This window comes from uncultured Capnocytophaga sp., assembly GCF_937936315.1.
In the GTDB taxonomy this organism is placed as follows: Bacteria; Bacteroidota; Bacteroidia; order Flavobacteriales; family Flavobacteriaceae; genus Capnocytophaga.
In genome coordinates, this window is record NZ_CALGWU010000059.1 from 51,517 (window position 1) to 76,041 (window position 24,525).

Annotated in this window: 21 protein-coding genes; 5 read left to right on the forward strand and 16 right to left on the reverse strand. The window is 37.5% G+C overall.

Annotated features, from left to right (window positions below):
• Nucleotides 1-10: 10 nt before the first annotated feature.
• Complete coding sequence (locus Q0162_RS12090) at nt 11-1,075, reverse strand: PKD domain-containing protein (protein WP_106098056.1); 1,065 nt, start codon at nt 1,073-1,075, stop codon at nt 11-13.
• A gap of 255 nt (nt 1,076-1,330) precedes the next feature.
• Here Q0162_RS12090 and Q0162_RS12095 point away from each other — a divergent pair, with 255 nt between their 5' ends.
• Nucleotides 1,331-1,543: a hypothetical protein gene (locus tag Q0162_RS12095; protein ID WP_254424823.1), complete on the forward strand. Its 213-nt coding sequence runs from the start codon at nt 1,331-1,333 to the stop codon at nt 1,541-1,543.
• A gap of 96 nt (nt 1,544-1,639) precedes the next feature.
• The gene (locus tag Q0162_RS12100; protein WP_254424824.1) at nt 1,640-1,876 is read left to right on the forward strand and encodes a hypothetical protein; all 237 of its coding nucleotides are present in this window, start codon (nt 1,640-1,642) and stop codon (nt 1,874-1,876) included.
• 319 nt (nt 1,877-2,195) lie between these two features.
• Here the strand turns inward: Q0162_RS12100 and Q0162_RS12105 are convergent, their stop codons facing one another.
• The 3 genes from Q0162_RS12105 to Q0162_RS12115 all read right to left on the reverse strand — a co-directional run bounded on the left by Q0162_RS12105 (nt 2,196) and on the right by Q0162_RS12115 (nt 5,279).
• The gene (locus Q0162_RS12105) at nt 2,196-2,483 is read right to left on the reverse strand and encodes a hypothetical protein (protein ID WP_106098057.1); all 288 of its coding nucleotides are present in this window, start codon (nt 2,481-2,483) and stop codon (nt 2,196-2,198) included.
• 223 nt (nt 2,484-2,706) lie between these two features.
• Entirely contained in the window at nt 2,707-3,237 is a 531-nt protein-coding gene (locus tag Q0162_RS12110) for a DUF3828 domain-containing protein (protein ID WP_106098059.1), read from the reverse strand.
• Nucleotides 3,231-5,279: a hypothetical protein gene (locus Q0162_RS12115; RefSeq protein ID WP_106098060.1), complete on the reverse strand. Its 2,049-nt coding sequence runs from the start codon at nt 5,277-5,279 to the stop codon at nt 3,231-3,233. Before Q0162_RS12115 ends, Q0162_RS12110 begins: the two co-directional genes overlap by 7 nt.
• 157 nt (nt 5,280-5,436) lie before the next feature.
• Between Q0162_RS12115 and Q0162_RS12120 the strand changes: the two genes are divergently transcribed.
• Nucleotides 5,437-5,652 (forward strand): hypothetical protein, encoded by a 216-nt coding sequence (locus tag Q0162_RS12120; RefSeq protein ID WP_297892128.1) that lies wholly within the window; start codon nt 5,437-5,439, stop codon nt 5,650-5,652.
• Nucleotides 5,653-5,875: 223 nt separating this feature from the next.
• A complete protein-coding gene (locus Q0162_RS12125) occupies nt 5,876-6,268 on the forward strand; it encodes a transposase (protein WP_297892131.1) in 393 nt (130 codons plus the stop codon).
• Nucleotides 6,269-6,355: 87 nt separating this feature from the next.
• On the opposite strand, the gene Q0162_RS12130 is transcribed toward Q0162_RS12125, so the two are convergent.
• From Q0162_RS12130 to Q0162_RS12175, 10 genes are all read right to left on the reverse strand, one after another.
• Nucleotides 6,356-11,890: a helicase-related protein gene (locus tag Q0162_RS12130; RefSeq protein WP_297892133.1), complete on the reverse strand. Its 5,535-nt coding sequence runs from the start codon at nt 11,888-11,890 to the stop codon at nt 6,356-6,358.
• Entirely contained in the window at nt 11,877-12,350 is a 474-nt protein-coding gene (locus Q0162_RS12135) for a DUF1896 family protein (protein WP_297892136.1), read from the reverse strand. Before Q0162_RS12135 ends, Q0162_RS12130 begins: the two co-directional genes overlap by 14 nt.
• 40 nt (nt 12,351-12,390) lie before the next feature.
• Nucleotides 12,391-13,254: a type IV toxin-antitoxin system AbiEi family antitoxin gene (locus Q0162_RS12140; RefSeq protein WP_297892139.1), complete on the reverse strand. Its 864-nt coding sequence runs from the start codon at nt 13,252-13,254 to the stop codon at nt 12,391-12,393.
• A gap of 178 nt (nt 13,255-13,432) precedes the next feature.
• Nucleotides 13,433-15,550, reverse strand: a complete 2,118-nt coding sequence (locus Q0162_RS12145) for a type IA DNA topoisomerase (RefSeq protein WP_297892142.1) — start codon at nt 15,548-15,550, stop codon at nt 13,433-13,435.
• 32 nt (nt 15,551-15,582) lie between these two features.
• Nucleotides 15,583-17,070, reverse strand: coding sequence for a DUF3945 domain-containing protein (locus Q0162_RS12150; RefSeq protein WP_297892144.1), 1,488 nt, complete (start codon nt 17,068-17,070; stop codon nt 15,583-15,585).
• Between the two features lie 53 nt (nt 17,071-17,123).
• Entirely contained in the window at nt 17,124-17,465 is a 342-nt protein-coding gene (locus Q0162_RS12155) for a helix-turn-helix domain-containing protein (RefSeq protein ID WP_009389008.1), read from the reverse strand.
• A 69-nt stretch (nt 17,466-17,534) separates the two neighbouring features.
• Nucleotides 17,535-19,613, reverse strand: coding sequence for a bifunctional DNA primase/helicase (locus Q0162_RS12160; RefSeq protein WP_297892149.1), 2,079 nt, complete (start codon nt 19,611-19,613; stop codon nt 17,535-17,537).
• Nucleotides 19,585-19,995, reverse strand: coding sequence for a helix-turn-helix domain-containing protein (locus Q0162_RS12165; RefSeq protein ID WP_277124557.1), 411 nt, complete (start codon nt 19,993-19,995; stop codon nt 19,585-19,587). Before Q0162_RS12165 ends, Q0162_RS12160 begins: the two co-directional genes overlap by 29 nt.
• 315 nt (nt 19,996-20,310) lie before the next feature.
• Entirely contained in the window at nt 20,311-20,640 is a 330-nt protein-coding gene (locus Q0162_RS12170; RefSeq protein ID WP_106098241.1) for an RteC domain-containing protein, read from the reverse strand.
• Nucleotides 20,600-21,136 carry an RteC domain-containing protein gene (locus Q0162_RS12175; RefSeq protein WP_297892151.1) on the reverse strand — a complete coding sequence of 179 codons (537 nt, stop codon included), beginning with the start codon at nt 21,134-21,136 and terminating at the stop codon, nt 20,600-20,602. The genes Q0162_RS12170 and Q0162_RS12175 overlap by 41 nt, the downstream gene beginning before the upstream one ends.
• A gap of 837 nt (nt 21,137-21,973) precedes the next feature.
• Between Q0162_RS12175 and Q0162_RS12180 the strand changes: the two genes are divergently transcribed.
• Nucleotides 21,974-22,495: a hypothetical protein gene (locus Q0162_RS12180; RefSeq protein WP_297892154.1), complete on the forward strand. Its 522-nt coding sequence runs from the start codon at nt 21,974-21,976 to the stop codon at nt 22,493-22,495.
• Between the two features lie 97 nt (nt 22,496-22,592).
• Here Q0162_RS12180 and creD read toward each other — a convergent pair whose 3' ends face one another.
• Nucleotides 22,593-23,939 carry a cell envelope integrity protein CreD gene (gene creD, locus Q0162_RS12185; protein WP_297892155.1) on the reverse strand — a complete coding sequence of 449 codons (1,347 nt, stop codon included), beginning with the start codon at nt 23,937-23,939 and terminating at the stop codon, nt 22,593-22,595.
• 153 nt (nt 23,940-24,092) lie between these two features.
• The gene (locus tag Q0162_RS12190) at nt 24,093-24,395 is read right to left on the reverse strand and encodes a transcriptional regulator (RefSeq protein ID WP_009412004.1); all 303 of its coding nucleotides are present in this window, start codon (nt 24,393-24,395) and stop codon (nt 24,093-24,095) included.
• Nucleotides 24,396-24,525: the final 130 nt, after the last annotated feature.

The window sequence follows — 24,525 nt, forward strand, 5'->3', positions numbered from 1 at the left end:
AGTTTGATTTTTATTCCTTTATCCATACGCCCCATTTTTTGACTTTATAGTAGATATGGATATTCTGAATGCAGTTTTTAGTATCTTTTTGTAGGCGCATTGTGGAGATTTTGATTTTCTTGCCTGCAATATCCCTACAAAGCTGTTCAAAGGGCACGAGTTTCTGGTCGTTTACCACCACAGGAGTACTGAAATTACCACAGAGATACTCTTTAAAATCGTCTTTTGTCTTAGATTGTGCGGCTACTTGACCCAGCAAGAGTTGGAACTGTTCTACTGAGATATCTGGTGCTTTTTTAGGGGAAGGAATACTGTCTTTCTCCTTTTTGGGTGCAGGGGTTACAGGTAGGTGTCCAATAAAATCTACTAAAGGGTCTTTTTGAGCCTTACCCCGTGGCAACTCAAAGTCGGAATGAGGTTTTTCAAATTCGTAAGAGGATGCATCGCTTTTCTTTTTAGCAGCAATATGTTTAGGGGCAATGTAGATGGTTTTAGTGGCGATATGCTCTATATCGCCATTGACAATCAAGGAAACGGTCTTTTTGCCAGTGGTTTTAAAGCTATAAGTAACTTTTTCACCAAGGGCATCAGTACCAGCACCCTCGCCAAAGCTCCACTCAAAAGAAATGCCACCTTCTTTGCGGGCGTTAAACTTGATGGTATCCCCCTCAAAGGCTACATTGGGGGCGATGATAACAGGCAAATAGCCTGAATCGGCATCAGGGTCTGTGATAGTTACTATTTTTTGAAAACTGCAAGTGTTGTTGATGGTAAGGGTAACGATGTATTGTCCTGCTTTGTTGTAAGAGTGAAGTGCGTTTTGGTTGTAATCTACGGCAGAGCCATCCCCAAAATCCCACTTCCAAGAAGTAGCTCCTTTGGTGTTATCGATGAACTCAATGAGATTTTTAGTGATGAAGTCGTCTGTGTGGATAATATATTTGGCTTCAGTGCAGTCTGTGCGGTGATTGAGTTGGTATATTAAGATTATGAGCCCGAGCAAAAGTATCCCGCCAAAGGTGAGAAAGACTGTAGTATCGAGTTTTGGGAAGTATTTTAGCACGCTTTTCTTCATAAAACAGGAAAATTGATGAATTGCGCGGCAATATTACTAAAAATTTCGTGTATTGCAAAATAAAAAACAAGTTTTTTCAAAATATTTTTACATATATTTTATTATTTACTGACAATCAGTGAGATACAAAACATTTTAGACGTTCTTATCTTTTTGTGTTTTACAACAAAACTACTAATGTTTTACCAATTTGATATTGAAGCTGTTTAAACTTTTTAGAGAAGTAAAAGTTCCCAAAAATTAGTAATTTTGTGTTTGAGAAAAAACACAAAAATTCAGGAACTTTGGGCAAAGATACAAATAAATAAATGGATTATTTCCTTTTTAAGTGTAGGAAAAAGAGGATTTAAAAGTAATTTTGATTTAGCTTCAATATTTTTATTGATTCTCAAGAGATTAAAAACAGGGGTACAATGGAGAGAACTTCCAATTGAAAGCTATTTTGAAAAAGGTGAAATCTCTTGGTAAAATGTCTATTACTACTACTTCAATAAATGGAGTAAAGATGGTAGTTTTCAGCGAGTATGGTTGAATTTATTAAGTAAGAAGAAAAGAAAGTTAGATATGTCTTGCGTTCAATTGGATAGTAGTCATACACGTTGTCGTCAAAAAGGAGCGTCAGCAGGTTATCAAGCAAGGAAAAAAGCTGTAACCACCAATAGTATTTTTTTGTGTGATAATAAAGGGCAAATTATAGCAATGGGGAGTCCTAAAGCTGGAAATCACAATGACTTATATGAAATAGAAGAAGTACTAAAAGAAATCTTAGCTTTATTAGAAGAAGCAGGAAGTTTATTTTGATGAAGAATTGTACAAAAATAGGTTTAAGATTGAACAAGCAAATGGTTGGCTTGACGGATATAAAGGTTTGATAATGAGATATGAGTATCTTGATGTAACTTGGATTGGAATGCTCTTATTAGGGTTTATATCCAAGTTCCTCAAAAAAGTTTAAACACGTTTACCTTCTAAAAAAATACAGTTATTCATTACTCTCATATTCATATTTTTTAAAATGATATGGGTAAATTATATTTTTAGCAATCTCTATAGTTTTTTTCTCAAATTCTTCAAGTAGGACTGTAATAATCTATATTACAGATATGCCTAATTATTTTGATCAATCATCTTTTACCTTGACTTTCTTTGTCTTAACTTTATCACTATGTAAAGAATCTATTAAAATGAGTGTTGTATTTTCCAGTATATTGTATAAAAAACCTGTTTCATTATCATACCGAAAATATAATGTGTCGCGTGAACTATCATCGGTTTCAACATCTCCCATCTCAACATAATATATCAATTCTGGAGATTTGTTAGCAATTTTTACTATATTCCACTCATATGGTTTCATAACATTCCAACCATCAATGAGCATTGTATCTGTAAATACAATTTTCTGCATCTCAAAATCACCTTCAAACTGAGGATATTTTTTTAATATTTAGAGTTCCTGTTTTATCTTTCTCTAAGTAATAAAACTTTTTACCTGCAAGAGGATTATTTAGTCTCTCTACTATTGTGTCATTTATTGTATCATTGACATTGCCCTCTTTATTATTATTGTTACAAGAAAACAACAATAAACACGCTGAAATAAAATAATAAATCTTTACCATCTGAATATTTTAAAATATAATATCATCAATGATGTACCTGTCTTTCTTTTTAGCAACTTTTAATTGTATGCTATCATATCTGTTATCATAAAAGTTAAAAAGATACACATTATATCTTTTTGAATTTATCTTCTTTACCTTAATAGAGTCCAACCATTCTATGAAAATATCTTGGGCATCTACAATAAAATCCATATCTCTATCTTCAGTGGGCTCTATTTTTTTTATTAATTTATTTGATAAATATTTTTTCTTAATTCTTATCAATTCTTCTTCACAAAACTCCCTTTTATCAAGACAAGGCATTTTATCTTGCTGCCTGATATACTTGTCATAAAATTCTAAAATCATTTTTGTAGCTTCATCAGTTTCTTCTTTAGGCACTTGAATTGGTGCAATTGTATCTTTTTCTACTATGGTATCTCTTTTGATAGAGGAAATAGTATCTCTAATATCATCAGAAGATGATACTTGGGTATTGTTATTATTGCAAGAAAACAACAATAAACACGCTGAAATAAAATAATAAATTTTTACCATCTGAATATTTTAAAATTAATTTCTCTTTTTTCTTCTTTTCTCTTTTTATAATCATTTTCATAAGCAGTACCAGGCCAGAAACGTCTTTGCACAAAATCTGACACCCACTTCTCTCCATTGTACATTTGGATATGCCCAGCAGGATATTTTGGCTGACCTGGGTATGTGTCAAAAACAACAATATCCCCTTTGATAGGAGTATAATCATTAGGGTCTGTTATATTTATTTGATCAAATCCCTTTCTCAGTAAAAAAGGACCATATTTACAAGCATAATCAGGACGTCCATTTGTACTCATTCCTCCTGCTTCTATGGCTTCTCTGACATATCTTGCGCAATAACCAGTAGATTTTTCCTTAGCTGCTGCATTTAAGTGTGCTACTGCAGCATCAATATCAAAGCCAGATCTTTTAGTGGGTAGTTTAATTTTAAATATTAATCCATCTGTGGTAGGAGTTATTATTGAAGAAAAGTCAGAATAGAAGAAATCTATATAAATATCTTTATCAATTTTACTTGTAATTGTAATTTCAAAGTCAATATAAGTGGTAGTGGGATAGATTTTGTATACTAAATCACCAAAAGGTGTTGTTCTTTCTTTACTATCAACAAAGATTTTACCCGTAAGACTCTTTTCTATTTGCTGATGATCTCTATAATCCTTTTCAGTGTTAGGCATAGTGCTTATTATGGGATAAATATAGCCATATTTACGTTCTCCAAGATGAAAAAGGGAAAAGTGTATGTACATACTATTTTTATCAATTCTTGTAATAGGTATATCAATATATCTTGCTCTACCATCTTGTTTTATATCCATAATACTCTTTGAGGAAAGTATTTGATAGGTTTGTTTTTCTATAGCTATATGTAAAGGTTCTTTTTCTAATGAGATTTTATTAGCTGTTTCTATTTTAAGTGCAGGTAGAAAAATATCTTTTAAGAAAGGTAATTGCTTTTCTTTCTTATCATCTACCGTTACTTTTACAGCGCTTTTGCCATAGTGAACTTTAAGGGTATCGGAAGTTACTGCAAAGGTTTTGGAGTTTGCGCTCCCGCTAAAACGCTCTACTTTGATGTAGTAATCTTGTACATTATAATCAGAATCGAAGGTAGCGTGAGAGACTCCGTAACCTTTGTTAAAGAGTTCTTTGGTTACTACTATTTCTCTACAAAAGAAGTGGTTGTTGTTGAGTTTAAATTTAGGACTTTGGAAGATAAGGTCATCAGATGTACGCTTGTCTTTTTCGTAAATAGTATAGCGTAGATAATCCGTTATTTCTCCTCTGGAGTCAATGCACACACGTATAGTATCACCAATGGATATTTTCTCGATTGGGTTGCCCTGTTTATCAATAAAATAGGTTTTGGTAATCTCTCCTGTTGATTTCTTTCCGTTCTTATCAAGCCCAAAGCTGGCTTTAATGTAGTAATCTTTTTGGTTTCCTTGGTTTTTATTAGTAAGTATGCTTTTGATAGTGTCGATGGGTAGTTTTATTTTTGTAGTGGCGTAATCGGTATGGTCTACACGAGCTGAAACAGTATCTTTTACTATTTCTTTTCCGTTTTCTTCTTGGCACACGTGGAATTGTATTTCCTTACCTGTTAAGCCTTCTGTTTTAGCACGTAGATGGAGGGAATCATAAACACTGACTTTGTTGTTAGTATCGTATTCTCCTTCAGGGAAGAAGTGTGTTGAGATGATTTTAGGGGCTTTCTCAATACGTTTATGAGGGGTAACTTCAATAAAATCTAAAAGTGTATTTTCTTCTATTTTAGGCTTTTTGTCATTCTTATAAACTCTTACTTGAAAAGTAACGCCATCACTACTCTCTTTTTCAAAATGGCATTCAAATTTATATGATTTGCCATTTGTAGTTCTTATAGGCTTCCATTCTTTTTCTTCATCATTGTACGTAAAAACGTTCCATAGATAATATCCTTCATTTTTCGATATAGGGTTTATCACTTTAAATTTTAGTCTTTCTCCTAAAGTATGGGAGGGAGTTCCTTTTGTTATTTTTATCTTTTCGTCGGGCATAGCTTATTGTGGTGTTCTTAATTTTCGGCAAAGATACAAAATACTATTCTATGGGCAATGGTTAATGGTTATTTTTTTGTTGGTATGGTTTTTTATTTGTAAAGCTGTTTAAACTTTTCCTATAATAAAGTAAAAGTTCCCAAAAATTAGTAATTTTGTGTTTGAGAAAAAACACCAAAATTCAGGAACTTTGGACAAAGATACAATAAATAAATGGATTATTCCCTTTTTAAGTGTAGGAAAAAGAGGATTTAAAAGTAATTTTGATTTAGCTTCAATATTTTTATTGATTCTCAAGAGATTAAAAACAGGGGTACAATGGAGAGAACTTCCAATTGAAAGCTATTTTGAAAAAGGTGAAATCTCTTGGTAAAATGTCTATTACTACTACTTCAATAAATGGAGTAAAGATGGTAGTTTTCAGCGAGTATGGTTGAATCTATTAAGTAAGAAGAAAAGAAAGTTAGATATGTCTTGCGTTCAATTGGATGGTACTCATACACATTGTCGGCAAAAAGGAGAATCTATAGGCTATCAAGCAAGAAAAAAAATCCGTAACCACAAATAGTATTTTTTTGTGTGATAATAAAGGGCAAATGATAGCAATGAGGAGTCCTAAAGCTGGAAATCACAATGACTTATATGAAATAGAAGAAGTACTAAAAGAAATCTTAGCTTTATTAGAAGAAGCAGGAATAGAACACAAAGGACTGTTTCTCAATGCTGATGCAGGATTTGATAGCAAATCTCTTAGAGAGTTTTTAGAAAGCAAAGAAATTATAGCAAATATTAAACCTAATCCCCGAAATGGAGAGCAACCAGATGTTTATTTTGATGAAGAATTGTACAAAAATAGGTTTAAGATTGAACAAGCAAATGGTTGGCTTGACGGATATAAAGGTTTGATAATGAGATATGAGTATCTTGATGTAACTTGGATTGGAATGCTCTTATTAGGGTTTATATCCAAGTTCCTCAAAAAAGTTTAAACACGTTTAAAAATAAAGAAAACCAGCAAAACATCAGTTCTGCTGATTTTCAAAATGGAGATATACAGGTTCTTTAAGGAATAAATACTACATTTTAAACCCTCTTGAGTTTCTGTTAAGAGTCTCTCTTACAAACTCTTTTGTGGGAGTTGGAACTTCTTGAGTTTCACTTTTTTGACTCTCTTGTGATAGCTCTTTAGTTGGTTCTTCTGCCTCTTGTTCCTCTTGTTCTTCTTGAGCCTCTTGTGGAGTATCGGAGGAGAGCGAAAGTTGTATTTTCCTATCGAGGGCTGAGAGCTCAGTTTTAAGTTCGGAGAGCTGTGTTTCTTTACCCCATACTTTCTCGATGATTTCCTTTAGAAGAGGAATGTCCTTTTGGATAAGGGCAATCTCTTTTTCTTCCTTTTCCATCATTGCAGGGATTTTCTCAATGGCATTGACAAAATTCATCACAGCCAAGTTAGGGTCACTTGCCAATCGTCCGTTGTTATAGGTGTACTTGATACCTCCTTCCCCTTGTACAAAAAAACGATTTTCTTTTAGGTCAAGTTCGTCTTTTTTGGAGACTTCAGTCTTAACTAATATCTGAAAACCATAGATACTTCCTATTTCTTGATATTCGCCTTTGGTACGGGCGTTTTGGGCATAATCTTGTAACTTCTGCGCTAACTGCTTTACACTGCTCTTTTCGTCTAATCCATCCAAACGCAATGCATTGACTACCGAGCCATCTTCTCGGCGCACCGCTTTATCTGAAAAGTTTTGCCAATCCGTCTGAAAACGATGTAAGCGATCTTGTAGGGCTTTCAAATCACTACAGAGGTTATCTAAACGGTTTTTAGAGGTATATTTAGAGCGTAAGAACGTTTGTTTTTCACTCTCTAAAGCTCCAATCTTCTTTTCCAACTTCGCTTTTTCGAGTAAATCGGTATTTCCTGAGAGGATAGCCACATATTCAGAATAGTTCATTCCCGACTTTTCGTCCATAGCACCCTCATCAATGGTTCGTTTGCCCAACTTATTGTTCTTAAGCTGGTCGATAAAGAGCTGTTTGTTAAACAGTAGATTAAACTTGTAAGAGTCCAAAGACTTTTCAACAGCATAGATAATCACATCCACCTTATTATCAGCAAAATATTTGGCCACTTCATTGCCTTTGCGAATGGCACGTCCGTCCCTTTGTTGCAAATCGCTGGGTCGCCAAGGGGTATCTAAGTGATGTACAGCAACGGCTTTTTTCTGTGCATTGACCCCTGTGCCAAGCATATCGGTAGAACCAAAGAGTACCCGTATCTTGCCCTCGTTGGTGTCGCTGATGAGTTGTTTGCGCATTTTATCGTTTTTAGCCTCTTGGATAAAACGAATTTCATTAGGAGGAATACCATAGTCTTCTACTAATTTGCGCTTGATTTCAGTGTAGGGATTCCATTCGTTGGGCTTGTAAGTACCCAAATCAGAAAAGACAAACTGAGTCCCTTTCTGTGCTTTGTACTTTTGATAATATTCATTAATTTTCATCGCACAATGAGAGGCTTTGTTATCGGGATGGTCTTCATACTTATTGGAGATCATTCGCATATCTAAGGACATTTTACGGGCATAATCAGTTGCGATAAGCATTTTGGCTTTTTCCTCGGACTCGGATAGTGGCGCACGCCCCAAGAGGGTTGCATTACCGGTTTTGGCAAACTCCATTAGTTTCTGAATAAACACCTCTTGATCGGGGGTAGGAGGTATATTGTGTAAAATTTCGTTCTTTTCGGGTCTGTCTATCCCAACATCCTTTGCGGTTCTATAATCGGTTATTTCGGCATAAAACTGCGCTAATTCGGGTACTTTAATAAAGTAGCGGAAGCGTTCTTTCTGCACAATGTTGTTAGCCACTGAAAATTCGTAATCGGTGGTCTTGCGGGCATAGATTGCTGCCCACGCATCGAAACAGTGAATTTGTTGCTTTTCTAAGGCTTGAGGACGCAGGTACTTAAAGAGCAAATAAAGCTCAGTAAGTGAATTGGAAATAGTTGTGCCCGATAGAAAAGTAGCCCCCATATCCTTGCCAGTGCGCTCTTGAATAGTTCGCAAGGCAAAAAGCAGGTTGAGGGCTTTTTGACTGCCTTGAGAGTTTCCCAATCCCGCCACTCTATCGTGCCTTGTATTGAACATTAAGTTCTTGAACTTATGACTTTCATCTACTAGTAGATGGTCAATGCCCATCATCTTAAAATCTACTGTATCATCGGTGCGCTCATTGATGTCGTGTTCTAAGGTTTTGAGCTTTACTTCTAGGTTTTCTTTACGCTTATACATTCCTTTAATCATCGCACGAGAGACTTCACTGCCTTGTTTTTCCAACTGCCAAAGACTCTCTTCAACATCTTGGAGTTCTTCTTGCAAAATGCTCTGTTGCACCTCGGGGGATTGCGGTATCATCTTAAACTGGTCGTGGGTGAGAATCACGCAATCCCAATCATTGTTTTTGATGTCTCCAAAGATACGCAAACGCTTTTGAGGGGTAAAATCCTCCTTGCCAGGGTAAAGGATTTTAGCAAAAGGATAGGCACGGCGATAGGTTTCGGCTATTTCGTGTACATTGGCTTTAAGCCCTATAATCATCGGTTTGTGCGCTAATCCTAAGCGTTTCATTTCTTGAGCAGCACAGCACATAATAAGGGTTTTACCAGCTCCTACCTCGTGGTCGCAAATCGCCCCATTGTTGAGCTTTATCATCCAAATAGCATCTTTCTGACTATCATACAAATCCTCTATGCCTAAACTCTCTCTATCAAGTCCAGGGAAGGACTGAAAAGAACCATCGTACTGCGGACGTACAAAACAGTTAAAAGACTGATTGTACTGCTCAGCTAAGCGGTCTTTAAACTCCTGACTCTGCTCTAAGAGCCACAGAGGGAAAGCATTGCGTATTTCATCAATCTTGCTGTTTGCCAGTTGAATTGCCTCCATATCGCGCACCTTGACTTCCTTGTCGTCTATCTTGATTTTCTTGGTAATATCAGGGGTGGTATTTACCAAGGCGTGTTTGAAGAGGGTAATACCATCGTAGGTTCTGCTCTCACTTTTTACAGCGTATTTCTCCCAGATATGTAAGTTCTTTTGTCGGCATTCTACTGAAAACTCATCGGTTTGAGCACTGTATTGCACACCTACCTTGGTATCGAAAAGCGAAGAGGCAAAATCACTATAGATTTGTGGGGAGATCCAACGCTCTCCCAAGTTAAAATCCAACTCTTCAAAAGGAATAGGGGTAGGAATTACCTGCCTGAGTCCCTCTAAAGCGTGCTCAATTTCTGATTGCTTAGGATGTTCAGGGTGAGTATTTTGATATGCTTCTACGGCTTTGATTTTAGTAAAGACATCCCCTGCTTGCCACTTTTGAGTAATTTGGTATTCGTCCTCTATAGGATTGTAAAAGAGTTTGCCCTGTAACTGTGCTTTGACTTCTTCCTCATTGGTGTTAGAAAGCTCAGCTATGTAGGGAATATCCACCCGCCCCAATTCACTTAAAGAAGTGAGTAGTGCCTCTTCAGCAGAAATGTTTTCATTCTTCCTCAGAGAGAATACCACAGGCTTGTGAAAGATATCTGCTTTTTGATAAACACCGTTTTTGATACGCTCTAAGTAAGGAATTTCAGCGCCTGAGGCATCGGTTTTTATTAGCTTGATATTATCAGCACTATTTAGCCGACCATAGTTCTTGACAAAAGTATCGTAAAGGGCATTAAGATTTTCTCTTTCCGTAGGATAAGGGGTATAGGTGGTAGCCTCTTTATGGTACAAGTCAGAATAAGCATCACGCAGAGCGATATAGGCAATGGCTTTTTGTCTTTCCAAAGAAGAAAGCGCAAGAGGCACAAAGGTAGCAGCTGTTTTGTTCTTATTGAGATCTTGCAAAAAGCCCACCGTATCGGCTTGTACTACCAAAGTATCTTCTCTGAAATGAGGTAAATATTCTCCCTCAAAAGGTACAGGTTCTTTTAGTAATGATACCGCAGGAGGCGTGTAATACAAAGCAGGAGAAGCTTTTGAAAGCACCTCTATTTCATTCCCTTGATTGACAGGATAAGTAAAAGAAAACAAGTCCAACTTTTGAGCATTCCCTAATTGAGAGGTAGTTGTTTTCTTCTTTGTTTTCTTTTTAGCTCCTGTGGGTATAGTAGGGACTGTTTTTGCTGAAATGTTGGGAGGGCTCGCTAAAGTAGCGGTGGCTTCCTGCTCTGATAGAAAATCAAAGAGACTTAGCTGAACGACTTTGGGTTCAACTTTTTGATTCTTAATTTCTTTTGACTCTTTAGAGGTGAGATTAGTATTGGAAATAGCAAAGGAAGGCTCGTTGATTTTGCTTTCAATTTCAATAAATTCTTGCCGTTCAACCTTTTTTACCTCAATTTCCTTTACCTCAATTTTTTGTGAATTAACCTCTTGTAGCTTAATTTGTGTTGTTTGGCTTTGTTGTGCTGTTTCAGGCGATAGATAATGTTTTTTAAAATCGCTTAGGATTCTTTCTTTTACCTCCTTGGCAATACCTTCTACTCCTTCACTATGGGTATAGACCATCGCAGGCTGTCCGTATAGGTTGGTGCCTGCAAGAGCATCCGTACAAATAACGTTTTCTCTTTGTGAAAGATACTCGTTTTGTAGCATCCCTTGTGGTAGCCTTGCTGTATTGCAAAACTGCTCTTCTATAGGGTTTAAAGCGCCTCTTTGACTGTCTTTTTGAAGGATGATAAGATCGCTTCCTGCTTCGGTACCTGCGTAATCGGTAAAGAGGTTGTTAGGCAGGCGCACGGCAGAGACAAGACGCGCATTGGAGAGCATCGCTTGGCGAATAATCTCATTTTGAGGACTATCGGCTACCCCTTGGGAGGTGATATAGGCAAGGAGTCCCCCTTCCTTTACCATATCCAAGCCCTTTAAGAAAAAGTAGTTATGCACCCTACGGGAGGCTTGTACCTTAGCAGGGTCATTGCTGCGAGAGTAACTCAAATCAAAGACAGCGGTATCGGAAAAAGGGATGTTGCTGGTTACCAAATCAAACTGATTTCTTTTCAGTGGGCTGATTTGTTCGAAGCCATCAATATGTACTTGCTCCTCTGGGTAAAGATGAGAGAGCACCTTGCCTGTGAGCAAGTCCTTTTCAAAAGCAGTAACCACAAGAGAAGGATGCTCTTCTTTAAAAGCACGGATAAAATTGCCTCCTCCTGCCGAGGGTTCTAACATTGTTTGCAGAGGTACGCCTGTTTCCTTTATTGCTGAAGCGATAGCCGAGGTAAGACGCATTGGGGTATAAAAAGCCGTTAGCACAGAATTTCTAAGGCTTTGTACATAGTTTTGGTATTGCCTTTCATCAGTGGAATGTTCTCTAATAAGGGCATACAGACTCCTTACATCTTGCCAAAAGACTTGGTCAGCTTTTGCCCAGTACTTTAAATCAGCTTCAGACTGGTGGGGATTGAGTATAAACTTCAATCCCCCGAAGCCTGAATAGTGTTGCAAGAGTTCTCGCTCTTCTTGGCTTAGAAGTGTGCGCTTTTGCTTCTCTAAATCGAAAGCCAACGCCAGTGCACGAGCATTACGATTAAAGTTCAGTCGTTTAAGATATGCCATTTTCTTCTATCCATAGTTCGATGGCACCCGTAAGTTCTGTGTAGAGGGATTGATAGGCAGCAGAGTGCTGAAAATCCTCATCGATTGCATCCTCGTACTTTTTAAAGTAAGGAACCAGTTCTGGGAAGATTTTTAGGGCAAAGGGGCGCAAATCCTCATCAGCTAATTGAGTATCGAACTCCTGAGAAACGACCTCAAAAACCATATCAAAGGGAGAGAAGAAGAGCCCATCGAAGAGTACTCCTGAGGCTATTTTATCACATTCAGGAATACTGATACCCGACTCAAAAGCTTCTTGGTAGGCTTGGGCTGCATACTCACTTCTGTCCTTGATAAAGACAGTGTCAGCTAAAAGATTAGGGAAGCTCGTTTGTAACAGCTCTTTGAGTCTTAACTCGTAATAAGACAATGACCCTAAGGTACTGTCAGTGTTCTGGGGTTTGGTTTGTGTTTCTTTCATTGTTAAAATTACTTTTAATGGGTTCAACAAATTTTAATTTTTACAAAGTGTCGTTCTGCAAAGATATATTTACCACGATTTTCCAAATAGGGCAAAAAGGTTCTCCTCCCTTTTCAGGGACATCTGTTTTTAAAAGGGTTCTTCTAAATTTTTTCCCTGTGTTAAGAACTCTCTCTTTGAGCCCCTCGGCCAGTTCTTCTTCCTTGATAAAAGAAAGAATATAGCCCAAGCGCTGGAAGATAGAGACAGGTGTAGAGAAGATTACCTCTGTAGGAAGTTCTTGCCAACTCAGGTGCTTTTTAATCCTTTGAATTACCTCTACTGCTTTTTGAATGCCTCCTATCTCTTTTTCATAGAGGAGCAAATCAACCGCAGTGAGCTCCAAAGAGGCTACCCGTAAAGTTCTTTCCTCTATAGAAAAAGGTAAGTTTTTTCTTTTTACTCCTATCTCTCTTAAGTTTTTGATATCCTTTTTGACAAGGTAACGAATCTTACTTTGTCCCCTAAAGGAACCCCTCAGCGGAGGTAAGGAGGTTATCACTGTAATTTCATTTGCCTGTAAAGCCTCTTTGGGAGATAGATGTACTTCTACTGCACTGAGCAGGGCTACATAGTATTCCCTTTTTAGGTGTTGCATCAGTGTTTCAATGTAGAAATAAGGTTTTCCCTCTTCTCTGATAGCTTTGTTATCAATAGCATTACCAATGTCCACAAAACGGACGATGCTATAGATGCCATTCCAAAGTGGCAGGAGCTTTCCTTGCTTTTTAAGTGTCCCTAAAGTATTGAGAATAGTTTTTTCTTTAAGGTGAGCAAATACCTCTTTTAGCTCCTGCATAGAAAAGCTGTAAATACCCTTTTCCTCCAATGATTGTATCCACTTTCGTATGGTTAGTCCCTTCATATTGAAAAATATATATCATTGCAAAACATTTGCAAAAGTACTATATTATTTTTAAAGATCAAATATATTGGAACAAAAAGTTATCAACAGGAGGACTAAACTTCACTTAGGATATGGTACATAATCAGTTGTGTTAGCTCACAGACTTTCTTTACTGAAAGTTTTTACCTAATCTTTGTTAGTATTTTCGCTTTTTGGAAGTTTTCTCAGGAAACTCAAAGGCAGTTTCACCATTTTCTTTCAGACGTATATAGGCATCAAAAGTGCTGCCTGATTTGCTTTTCATTCCTTTTATCAGAGGTGTTTTTCCTTTTTCAAAGAGCGTTTTGAGCAACTCATCAGTAAGAGGTTTGCCACATACATTCCTAAAAAGCACATAACCACAGTCTTCATCAGGGCATTTGGCTACCTTTTCAAACAGTAATAAGGAAGCATTTCTGCATTTAGGACAGGTGATTTTGAGTTTTTCTCTTTGGGGTATGTCCATAGCCAAAAACATATCAGTAAGACTATGGGTATAGGCTTCCATATCCGAAGAAAAACTATCGGGAGAGAGCTCTCCTTGTTCTATCTTTTGCAATTGACTTTCCCATTCGCCTGTAAGGGCTACATCGGCTATAGTAAGTGATTTTACCCACTGATATACCTGCATTCCTTTATCGGTAGGAATAAGAGACTTTTGTTTGCGCTCAATATAATTACGCTTTAAAAGCGTCTCGATAATAGCGGCACGTGTGGCTGGAGTACCTATACCTGCTCCTTGCAATAGTTCACGTTGCGCCTTATCTTCTAAGGTCTTTCCTGCTGTTTCCATAGCCCCCAACAGTCCTGATTCAGTATATAAAGCGGGAGGTTGGGTGGTTTTAGAAAGGATTTCAACGGCTTTAATCTTTATGCTTTCTCCTTGTACAAGTTCAGGCAGCACTTGATTGCTATCACCTTCATTGTCTTTTTCACTATCTTTGGCAGTTTCATCAGAGTAAAAACCACCGATAGCGCGCCAACCCGCTTGTAACACTTGAACACCTTTTACCAAGAAGTCAGTGTGCAGAGCCTCCAGTAGAGTCTTTTGCACTTCTTTTACGCAGGGTTCAGATACCGCTTCCAAAAGTCGGGTGGCAATCATCTTGTAAATAGTGTTTTCTTTTGCCGTAAGGTTGGTAGGAAAGCGCTCTGTAATAAGAAGTCCGTGATGGTCTGTTACTTTCAAATCATTAACCATCTTCTTATTCAGCGCCCCGATTTTCACAAGTTTAGCTTCGTTGGCGTATGCCTCACTTTCTTGTAACAAACGTATCAGCTGTGGGATTTCTTCCCATACATCCTCTGAGATGTACTTACTACCAGTACGTGGGTAAGTAATGTATTTTTGCTCGTAGAGACTTTGAGCGATTTGCAGGGTCTCATCGGCTGAAAAGTTCCATTTTTTATTAGCTTCTTTCTGAAGACCTGTTAGATCATAGAGCAAAGGAGGTTGTTCTTTTACCACTTCTTTTTCAGTGGAAATCACCTCGGCCATAGGAGACTTTTCTAATTGTTTTTGTAAGGCTTCAGCTTCCTTTTTATCCTCAATTTTAGCTGAGATACTGAAAAAATCAGTATAGCTTTTTTGGTGCTTGAGTCGTAATTGATAAAAAGGTTTCTTTTGAAAATGTGTGTGCTCTAAAAATCTTTTACAAACCATTGCTAAGGTAGGTGTTTGCACCCTACCTAAGGAATAAATCCCTTCACCTACGGCTATACTTAGGGCTTGGGTAGCATTGATACCCACCAGCCAATCAGCCTCACTACGCTTTTGAGCAGAGGCATACAGCAAATCAAAAGCACTTCCTTCTTGCAGATTGGCAAGTCCTGTTTTGATACCTTTTTCGGTTAAGGAGCTAATCCAAAGCCTTTGAAAAGGTTTTTGACATTGCAAATATTCATAGATATAGCGGAAGATCAGTTCTCCTTCACGACCTGCATCGGTGGCTACAATAATGGAACTACACTTCTTAAAAAGGCTATCAATGATTTTAAGCTGTTTTAAAGCCATAGGGTCTGACCTGTAACCTTTCTTATCCTCAGGAATTTGTTTGGGTACCAAGATAAAGGGGCGAGGTAGAATAGGTAGGTGTTCTCTGTGAAATCCTACACAACCATACGCCTCTGGAAGGGCTAATTGCACCAAATGTCCCAATGCCCAAGTAACAGCATAATCATTACCTAACAAATATCCATCTTGTTTTTCACTTGCCCCCACTATAGCGGCAATCTCTCTTGCCACACTGGGCTTTTCTGCTAATATAACTTTCATTTTTCTACGTGTATTGAGGTTAAAAATTAGAGTTATACTTTGCGTCCCTTGGACTTCTTAGCAGTTTCTTTTTGAGCTGTTTTTTCTGATTGCTTTTGAGGGCGTTTTTCTTCTTTGGCTTTAGAAGTTTCAGCTTTTTGCTTGGTAGAAGAAACTTTATCAGTAATGTCCTTTTGAGGATTGTTAAAGCTCATCTCTACCTTGCCTTTGTCCTTGTCAAAAGTAAAATAACCGCTATAAGTTTTACCGGCTTTGCTCTGTAAACCTTCTAAATAAATAGGATTACCCTTGCTCAGTTCCTTGTGTTGCTCTTCGGTAAGAGTTACCCCTCGTATGACTGTAGGAGCCTCAGTGAGTTTCTCTTGATTAGCAAGTTTAGGAGCTTTGTCTTCAAAAAGAAATTCCACATAACGCTTGTCGGCATTGAACTGCACGGTTGCGTTAAAAGGCTCTCCTTTTTTAGAGGTCATTCCCTCGACAAACAGAGGCTTGCCTTCTTTGAGCGTTTGTTTTTGCTCCTGGGAGAGTTTGACTCCTTTGATTTCATCGGGGACTTTGATATGTTCACTGCGCAAGGCAATGATTTCATTGGTGAGCCTATCAATACTGATAATAGAAGGGATTTTCTCTTGAGTTTTACTATTGGTAAGCTCAACTGTACGTCCCATATTTCCTGTGGTAAGCAGGTTCTTTTTATCCTCTTCTGAAAACTCATGACCAAAGAAAGGATAATCCAATTGTGGTTCCTTACGCATCCCGTGAATGGCTACTGCTACTTTTCCATCAATTTCCCTTAGGGACAAACGAGCATCAAAACGGGTTACTGTAGAGCCTAAATTGAAACTAATAGGTACCAGTTCATTGGTTTTATAACCTTTCAAGAGGGGCTCTAATAGGTTCCTCTTCTCTAAAGACTCTCGACTCACCCCTAAGTTTTGTAGCGTTTCCCAATCAATAGCATCAGGGTTGTACTTGAGTTCCTCTTGGGCAGGAGTACTTTGGGATTGTGCCTGAGCAGGAGCTTCTTGTGCTTGCGCTTGAGCAGGAGCTTCAGGAATATTCTGAGGGGTCTGAGTCACGGCAGTCTCTCCATCTTGTTTTAGAGTAGCTGCTTTTTGCTCTTTTTGAACATACTGCTCAGGAGATACTTCGTACTTCTTGAGGTATTCCTTACCCTTTTCAGTGAGCTTTGCCAGATGGTTTTGGAGTTTTTCTATCGTATTTACCGATTTTTCTATCGGTATTTTAAAGAAAGAAAAACGAGAAGGGTTTTGGGCTTGGCGCATAAAGTTGCTAAAGAAATTAGACAGCATATTACCTTGCTTGTCTACTTTCATAAAGTCATCCAAGGATTTGCTGTCAGCAGGAGCCATTTTTAACTCTCCTTTCTCATCAATTCCTTTTACAGCCTTAAGCTGTTTTTCTTCTTTGTCAAATACCAGTAGGATATCAGATAGTTGTTCATCCACTGGGATTTGATTGTCGTAATTTGCCGTATCGGCGTGTTGATTTTCTGCCATTATTTAAACATCTTTTTTAATTTGGGGGTAAAATTACTCCCTTTGTAAGACGTCTAAGAGAGGCTGTCCTTTTTAGGCATAGTATTTCCGTTTTTGGCTTTTAAGGCTGTTACTGGCACACTAAAATGTTCTCGGATAAATTGATGTACATCCGAGAGCTTGTAGTATATTTTGCCTGATATGGTATAATAAGGCAGTTTGCCATTGGAGCGATACCTTTGCAGGGAACGTGCAGAGATTTTAAAGGTGAGCATCAAGTCTTGATTGTCCAAGAGTTCCTCACCATCCAAGCTGTTTTTGCGTTTTTCAGCTTTATCTATTTGCTCTTTAAGCAAATCAAAACGATCCATAATGCGTTCCATCCACGCTATAAATTCTATTCTGTCGATTTCCATTTTTTATATTTATATTTGTTTAATACTTCGATTGTTAGCTCTTAATCTTAGAACACCTAAAAGTTCTTCTTATCCTTGTGAGTTCTTGTTATCCTCCAAAAGTTCTTTTAGCACACTGCCCATTCCTAAGAGTTGGTCATTACCCTCTTGAGGGACTAAAATGCCCATTTCCTTTAAGGTGCGGATATAACCTTTTGCGGTGCGTTCCTTTACATCAGTTCGTTTTTGAATTTCTATGTTCAGCTCTTGAACTGTCCACAAAGTTCGCTCTTTAAAAAGAGGAGAAACTAACGAGGCTAAGGTACTGGCTTTATTGGGTTTTTGGTCTTCGTTTTTCTGATTGCCTACATAACTGTGCATTCCCAGCTCATTGTTCCATCTAAAAAGTATTTGTGGGGTATCGCTAAGGCTACCATTGCGAATTTTCATCGGTTTGACCGCTGAGATAGGACTGTTTTTCTCCCTTTCGATGGAAAGCACTGCCGTTGCTTTGCGTTGTAGTTCAGAGCCTAAATGACCACGGAGTTTAAGCCCACTGGGGGTGAGGTGCAATACGCATACAATACAGGTTTTGTAGTTACCTGCCAAAAGGTAAAGCTCTTCTATGAGTTCCACGCTTTCTTGCTCGTTATTCACAGCTCCAATAAGGTCGGCTATACCATCTATAACCACCAAATGCACGCCTGCACATTGGTAGTAAAAACTCTCCAAGCCCTCACGAATGACCTTTAATCGCTCTCTGCGAGGGAGTTGGGTGAGGCAAAAGGCGTGTAGCAAATCAGGAAGAGAGGTTAGTTTAGCTCTTTTAAGCAGTTTGCTGATGTTTTGATAAAGCTGGTCTTGAGACTGTTCTGTATCGAAAAATAGCACCACTTTATCTTTGGGACAAGGCAGTAGCGTTGTGCCCAATGTGTCAATAGGAAGGTTCTTACTGTTAAGACAACCTGCAATGAGGGCACTTACATAATGACTTTTGCCTGTACCTTCGCCTCCTGTAATACCCAATAAACTACTCTGTACTCCTACAGGAGTTTTGCCAATGGAGATGATTGTTTCTTGCTTTTGGGGAGGTTTATCCCATTGGATTTCGCAGTTTTTAAGTAGTGATAGGCTTTCTTCATAGTGTTTGCTAAGGGTCTGATAAAAGAGTTGCAATAGGTCTCTACCCGTTTTACCTTGTGCAAAATAATCGGATATATCTTTATCCCTTTTAGTACCTGAAAGAGGTAAGACCAAACGAAATACTTCTAAAGGTGCTAATTGGGCTTGTTGCTCTAAAGAGGCTCTTTTACCTGTTTCGTCGCTGTCGAACAAAAGGACTAAATGTCGGAATCGCATTTTTAGCTTTTGGAGCTTTTGTAAAGGAATGTGGGCTGTTTCGCTATTGAAACAGATAGCCGAAAAGCCCCTGCTGGCTAAGCTCATTACATCTTTTTCACCTGCAGTGATAAAGAGAATGTCGCCTTGTAGAGGTAGCTGAGACTCACCAAAGCAATAGTTTTCAGGGTTACCTCCATAGAGAAAGCGCAGTTTAGAAAAGGGACGATAAACTTTTAAATGCTTTTTAAAAAGGTAAGCAAACATCCACTCTTTATAGGTGGAGAAAATAGTGTAAGGTTTGCCGTCTTTATTGGTGCTTGAATAGCTTTGCAGAGAGATCACGTTGTATTTGCTCAGGATTTCTTGAGTGATGCCGTATTGCAGCCAATAGGCTAATTCTTCTTGGGTAAAAGGTTTTTGGGTAAATTGATAAGAGATAGATTTTTTGGTTTCTGGGGTAGTACTTTCTATGGTGATAGTAGGTGGTATTTGAGGTTTTTGTGTAATTATAGAGGTGGATTCCTCTAACCCCAGATGTAAATCTCTATTGATAATTTTTAGGATTTCGATAAAGTCAGAGGCATTTCGGCAGTCCAATTGATAGAGGTAACCTACTAAGAAAAAACAGTCACCCCTGAAAGTATCATTGCCAAAATCTTTCATTTTATAAATGCCTTGTTTGTCCTTATAGATATTGCAGGAAGCATTTTTATCGTCATAGAAAGGGTTTTTAAAGTTTTTACCTACCCGCCAGTTGCCTTGTAGATAGTGCTGGAAGACCTGTAGTCCTCCTTCGGTTCTACTTAAAATATCTTGCTTTTTCAACATAACCTTTGGCTTTTTGAGTGAGAGATTGCAAGTAGCTTTCAGTGTTTTCTACCGATTGACTGATAAGGAGTTTGCGAATGCTTCCCAAAGTATAGAAATACTGTCCATAAATTTTGGAGTAGGTGATTTCATTGCGTTTGCGCATTCGCCATAGGGTTTTCTCACTTAGGTGGAGATATTGACAGATTTCTTTTTGGTTGAGCCACAAACTATCCCACTCAATAGGCTCTTGCTTGAGTCGGTTTTCAATGCTTTGGAGTTGCTCCATAAGGGCTTTCCAAGCGGATTCTTCAATGGTGATTAAATTCATTGCGTATAGGGTTAAATTCTCGGCGGCAAAGTTCTGACAAATACAAAACATAAACTGCCAAGTACTACCCATTGAAATGTGCATTTTAACGCAGTTGAAGTGATTTTTATTTATTACGTTGATTGTAAAGAGATTAATAGGTGTTTTGGAAGATATTAGAGATGTTTATAGGAAGAAATGTCTAAAAAATGCCAATGGGCTATAATGGGCTTTTTTTCAGAAATAGAGGAAAAAGTGTGTGTAGGGAGTTTCTATAGAAGAGTTAAATTGAAAATAATGAATATAATATTTGATTATAAATCCTTCTCCCTAAAAAAGGGAAACTGTCTATTTCCCTAAAAAACTGATTAAATAATGTTTAAACGTTTTTATTTGAAGTTAGCAAAACTACTTTTGGTCGGAGTTGTTTATATAAACCAGTAAAGAGGCTTTTACTTCATCAAGGAAAGGGGTGAGACTTTTTGAACGTCCTTTCATACGATGGAAAACATGGTACTGCTCTGCTAATTCTACCTTAAAGAGCTTCTCAAAGACTTTGGTAATCTGACTAATAGGGAGTTTTCCATAAGAGATACATCCAACAGAATGTAATCCATAGATGAGTTCTACTAGTTGGCTTTTTTTGCCTGTCCACTGAAGATTTAGTGCTTCTAAAAGTAGTTTTTCTTCTTTAACTTCAGTACGAAAAAAAAAGATAATCGGAGAGTTCCTTGGCAGCCCCTATCTTAGCAACTTCAAAGCTACGAAAAGTAGAAAAGGCTCCATCAAAAGAAAACAAATACCCCTCATTGCTTTGAGGAAGGTAGTCGTAATTGCGAGTAAAATACTCTACATCACGATTGGTTCTTCCTAAAGCAATGTAACTAAAGAAATCGGTTGCTTCTAAAGTCTCTGACTCTTTAAACCATTGGGTTTCTTTGTCTTTTAGAAACTTTTTAGCAGCCTCAGTAGAGAGTAAAGTTGCTTTACTTTCTATCTGGTAAACCTCATTGTAGAAAATGAGTCTGCTAACAATTTGAGGTTGTACCTTGCGGAAGAAATGTATCTCTTCTGCTTGGTCCGTAAAACCTCGTTGCTGTACCTCTTCCTTAGCCTTCTTTAAGAGGTCTTTTAGGAATTGTACCATTTGTAAAGATTCTTTAACCACGGCGGATCCATCCAGCGTGATTTGGCGTTCTCTTACAGCCAATTGGTGTAAAAACACGTTAAACATGATAAATGTATTTAAATTTGTGCTATATTACGAAAAAACAATGACATACGCAAACTAAAAAAAATCTTCATTTTTTAAACAACTGGTTTGCAGGAGATTTACAATTAGCTCCACGCAAACGTGCGCTGCTGCATAGGCTTCTGTAGAAGCCTATGCAGCAGCGCACGTTTGCGGGTGCAAAGGTAAAATTTTTTGTTTATATTGTCAAGATGTTGTACCTTTGCACCCAGAAGTTACTGAGAAAATAGGTATAATCAAATGAAATAAGAACCATTACTAAATCGTTACCTACTCTTATTGTAATTCCTGTATCTTCTTTATTTTGAATAGATTATAAAAGTAGTTTCAATTTTGTATAAAAAACAATATTACTATTTTTATTGGGATGTAAATACTCCAGAGCAAATCGAAGCTTTTGAGAAAAATTATAGAAACGCTAAATATGATGTTATTTTACAATCACTAAAAAATATCATTAAAATTCAAACAGAAAAAGCAGAAATACTTACAGAACCGAACTATTGAGTACTATTAATTCTGTACTTATATTAGTGCGGAGAACAGCTCGATTTTTGGCAGGAAATGACTTAGAAACAGGTGAGAACAAACATTTAAATATTAACGATTTGAACTTAAAAAACAAACTGTACCATTCCTTTTTCTCAGGAATTATGGGGTATTTTACCTTTATTAAACCAATTAGGATGTTTTTTATAATGTATTAAAGAAATATAGTGGTATTACTAAAAAGATCAAGAAGCTTTACTTGGTCTTAGAAATTGCTTGGCTCATAACTATGGATTAGCAAACAAGATTTACAATCAAATATTAAACCCTATGAAAAACCTCTTTCTTATCATTACCCTATTCACCTCCTTATCTCTCTTTTCACAAGTAATAAAAGAAGTAGAAAATGGTATTTGGGTAACCTTCCCTAAAAATCCGCAGTACAGTGTGGCACAAGGGGCGCGACAGTATATCGCACAAACAGACAACGCGGTGTGTATGGTGCAGAGTGTAGACCTACCTCAACGCTCTCAGTACTTAGTTGCTGAAAGAAACTTTTCAGAAACTCAAAAAAAAGAGGTAGCGGATAGTTTTCTCAACAACTATACTCAAGGGGTGATGGCTTCCTCAGGCAATACTGCACAAATAAGCTCTATCAAAAAGGGAGCTCACTATGGTAGAAAAATAAACTACTCCGCTGTGAATCCCGCTACGGGTGAGGTTACCCAGCGCAGTAGTATAGTGCTTTTTGTCCGTGCTAAAGTAGTGTCGGTAGAATGTATAGCAATGAACAACAGCTCCAAAGCTACTACCGAGATGAATAGCTTTTTAAACTCTATTACTGTGAGATAGTATTTTACAAAACATTTAAAACTTTGCCAAAAGTCATAGCCTTTATTGCTACAACTCTTGGCAAAGTCTTTCTTACTTCTTACCTTTTATCTCATACCTACCCCCTGCTCTCCCACTCTACTTTTCGCGATACGTACATCACGATTGCCAAAATGGTGAACAAGCCAATACTGCCCACTAATAAAGCATAGTTTTCAAGTTGAATAATCACATAAATAAATCCGTAGAGTGCTGCTAACGAAAGTCCTATAAAAATAGGAAACTTCTTATTTTTCAGTATAGAAACCGAATACAAACTGATAAGTCCTACAGTCATTACCGATGATATAAAGTAAGCAAACGAGAAACTACTGTGTTCAGTAATAGAAATAAGTAAGGTATAGAACAAGATAAGGGATAAACCTATCATTGAGTATTGAAAGATATGAATCTTTATCTTGCTGATACTTTGTGTCAAGAAGAATATCAAGAAAGTGAGAAAGATAACCAAATAACCGTATTTAGTAGCACGTTCATTCTGTTGATATTGGTCTACAGGAATGATAAAATCTACATCATAAGTGTATTGCGCAATGCTTGGCAAACTTCCAAACGATTGTTGTGCAAACGGACGATTGATGTGCAACACCTTCCACGAAGCGTTAAACCCATTGGTATTTATCTGTTTAGTATAAGGCAAAAAGCTACCAGTAAAGCTGGGGTCAGCCCAATTGGAGGTAAGTGTGCCCTCGGTCGTCTTCCCGATAGGTACAATAGCTATCTTCTTGCTACCATCGTACTGCACCGTAAAACTAAACGACGGGTTAGCCAAAAACTCCTGATAGTTGATAAAACTTGTTTCAAGTGAGGACACCTCATTAGCTTTACTCTCATAGTCAGAGTAATAATTCTCGTTATCACTTTGCTCATAGATAGGTTCAAAAGCGTAAGTCTTACCCCCTAATTGAATGCTTACCCCGTTTTTAATACTTGCAAGATTAGTAGTGCGGATGAGAATTGTAGCCTTATCCCAACTGATATCCTCATTAGCAATTCCTTTAGTTGTAAAGTTAGGAGCTACATAACTACCTGTAAAATCCATAGTTGCATTAAATACCACCGACTCATAGTTATTGCGCTTCTTCACTTCAGTTTTTACATTTGAAGTATTTTTCAATTCCTCGGGGAAGAAATAAGCATATTGAGTTTCAAAAACATTTTTGTTCTTGTCGCTATACACCTTATAAGGGATTTTGAGAATAGGTCCATAGAAAAAGACCTCGCGCCCCCACTTGCTATCAATCTCATTGATAACCTCCTGCTGACGTTCTTTGCGTTCTCTCACTAAGTTTTGCACTAATAAGAGCGGAATGAGCAATACCAAAGTAAGTGCCCCAATAAGCATCAAACGAAAAGTGTTTGATTGCCATACATTAGATGTTGTTGATGGTTTTTCTGGATACATAATATTTAAATTTACAATTAATAATTAACAATTAACACTAAAGCGCTTTGTAATTCAAAGTGCATATATAAAAAAGAAAGGAGATAATATTCCTCCTTTATGGATTGTCCTCCTTCGGGGGTTCGGGGGCAAATTGGCAAATTGGCAAATTTACTAATCTGCTAATTTCCCAATAATCTTCTCGAGTGCATTTAAATGCTCTTGGAAAGCCTCGCGACCCTTTTCAGTTACTTTATAAGCTGTATTAGTTTTGCGTCCTATAAACGATTTTTCAATAGTGATATACTCTTCAGCTTCCAAGGCACGGGTATGGCTTGCCAGATTGCCGTCGGTTACCCCTAAGAGTTCCTTTAGGGTATTAAAGTCGGCACTGTCATTGACCATCAACACCGACATAATCGCTAAGCGAATACGGTGGTCAAAAGCCTTATTGATATGTGCTAAAAAAGTTTTCAATTCAGATGTCAGATATCAAGTGTTAGGGATTAAAACTATTACTTTTTAGGTTTGATATAGAAATTTTTATCGCTCAAAATATTAGTAATCATATATTTCCCTTTGTTATTTTTCTTCAATTGATAATCTA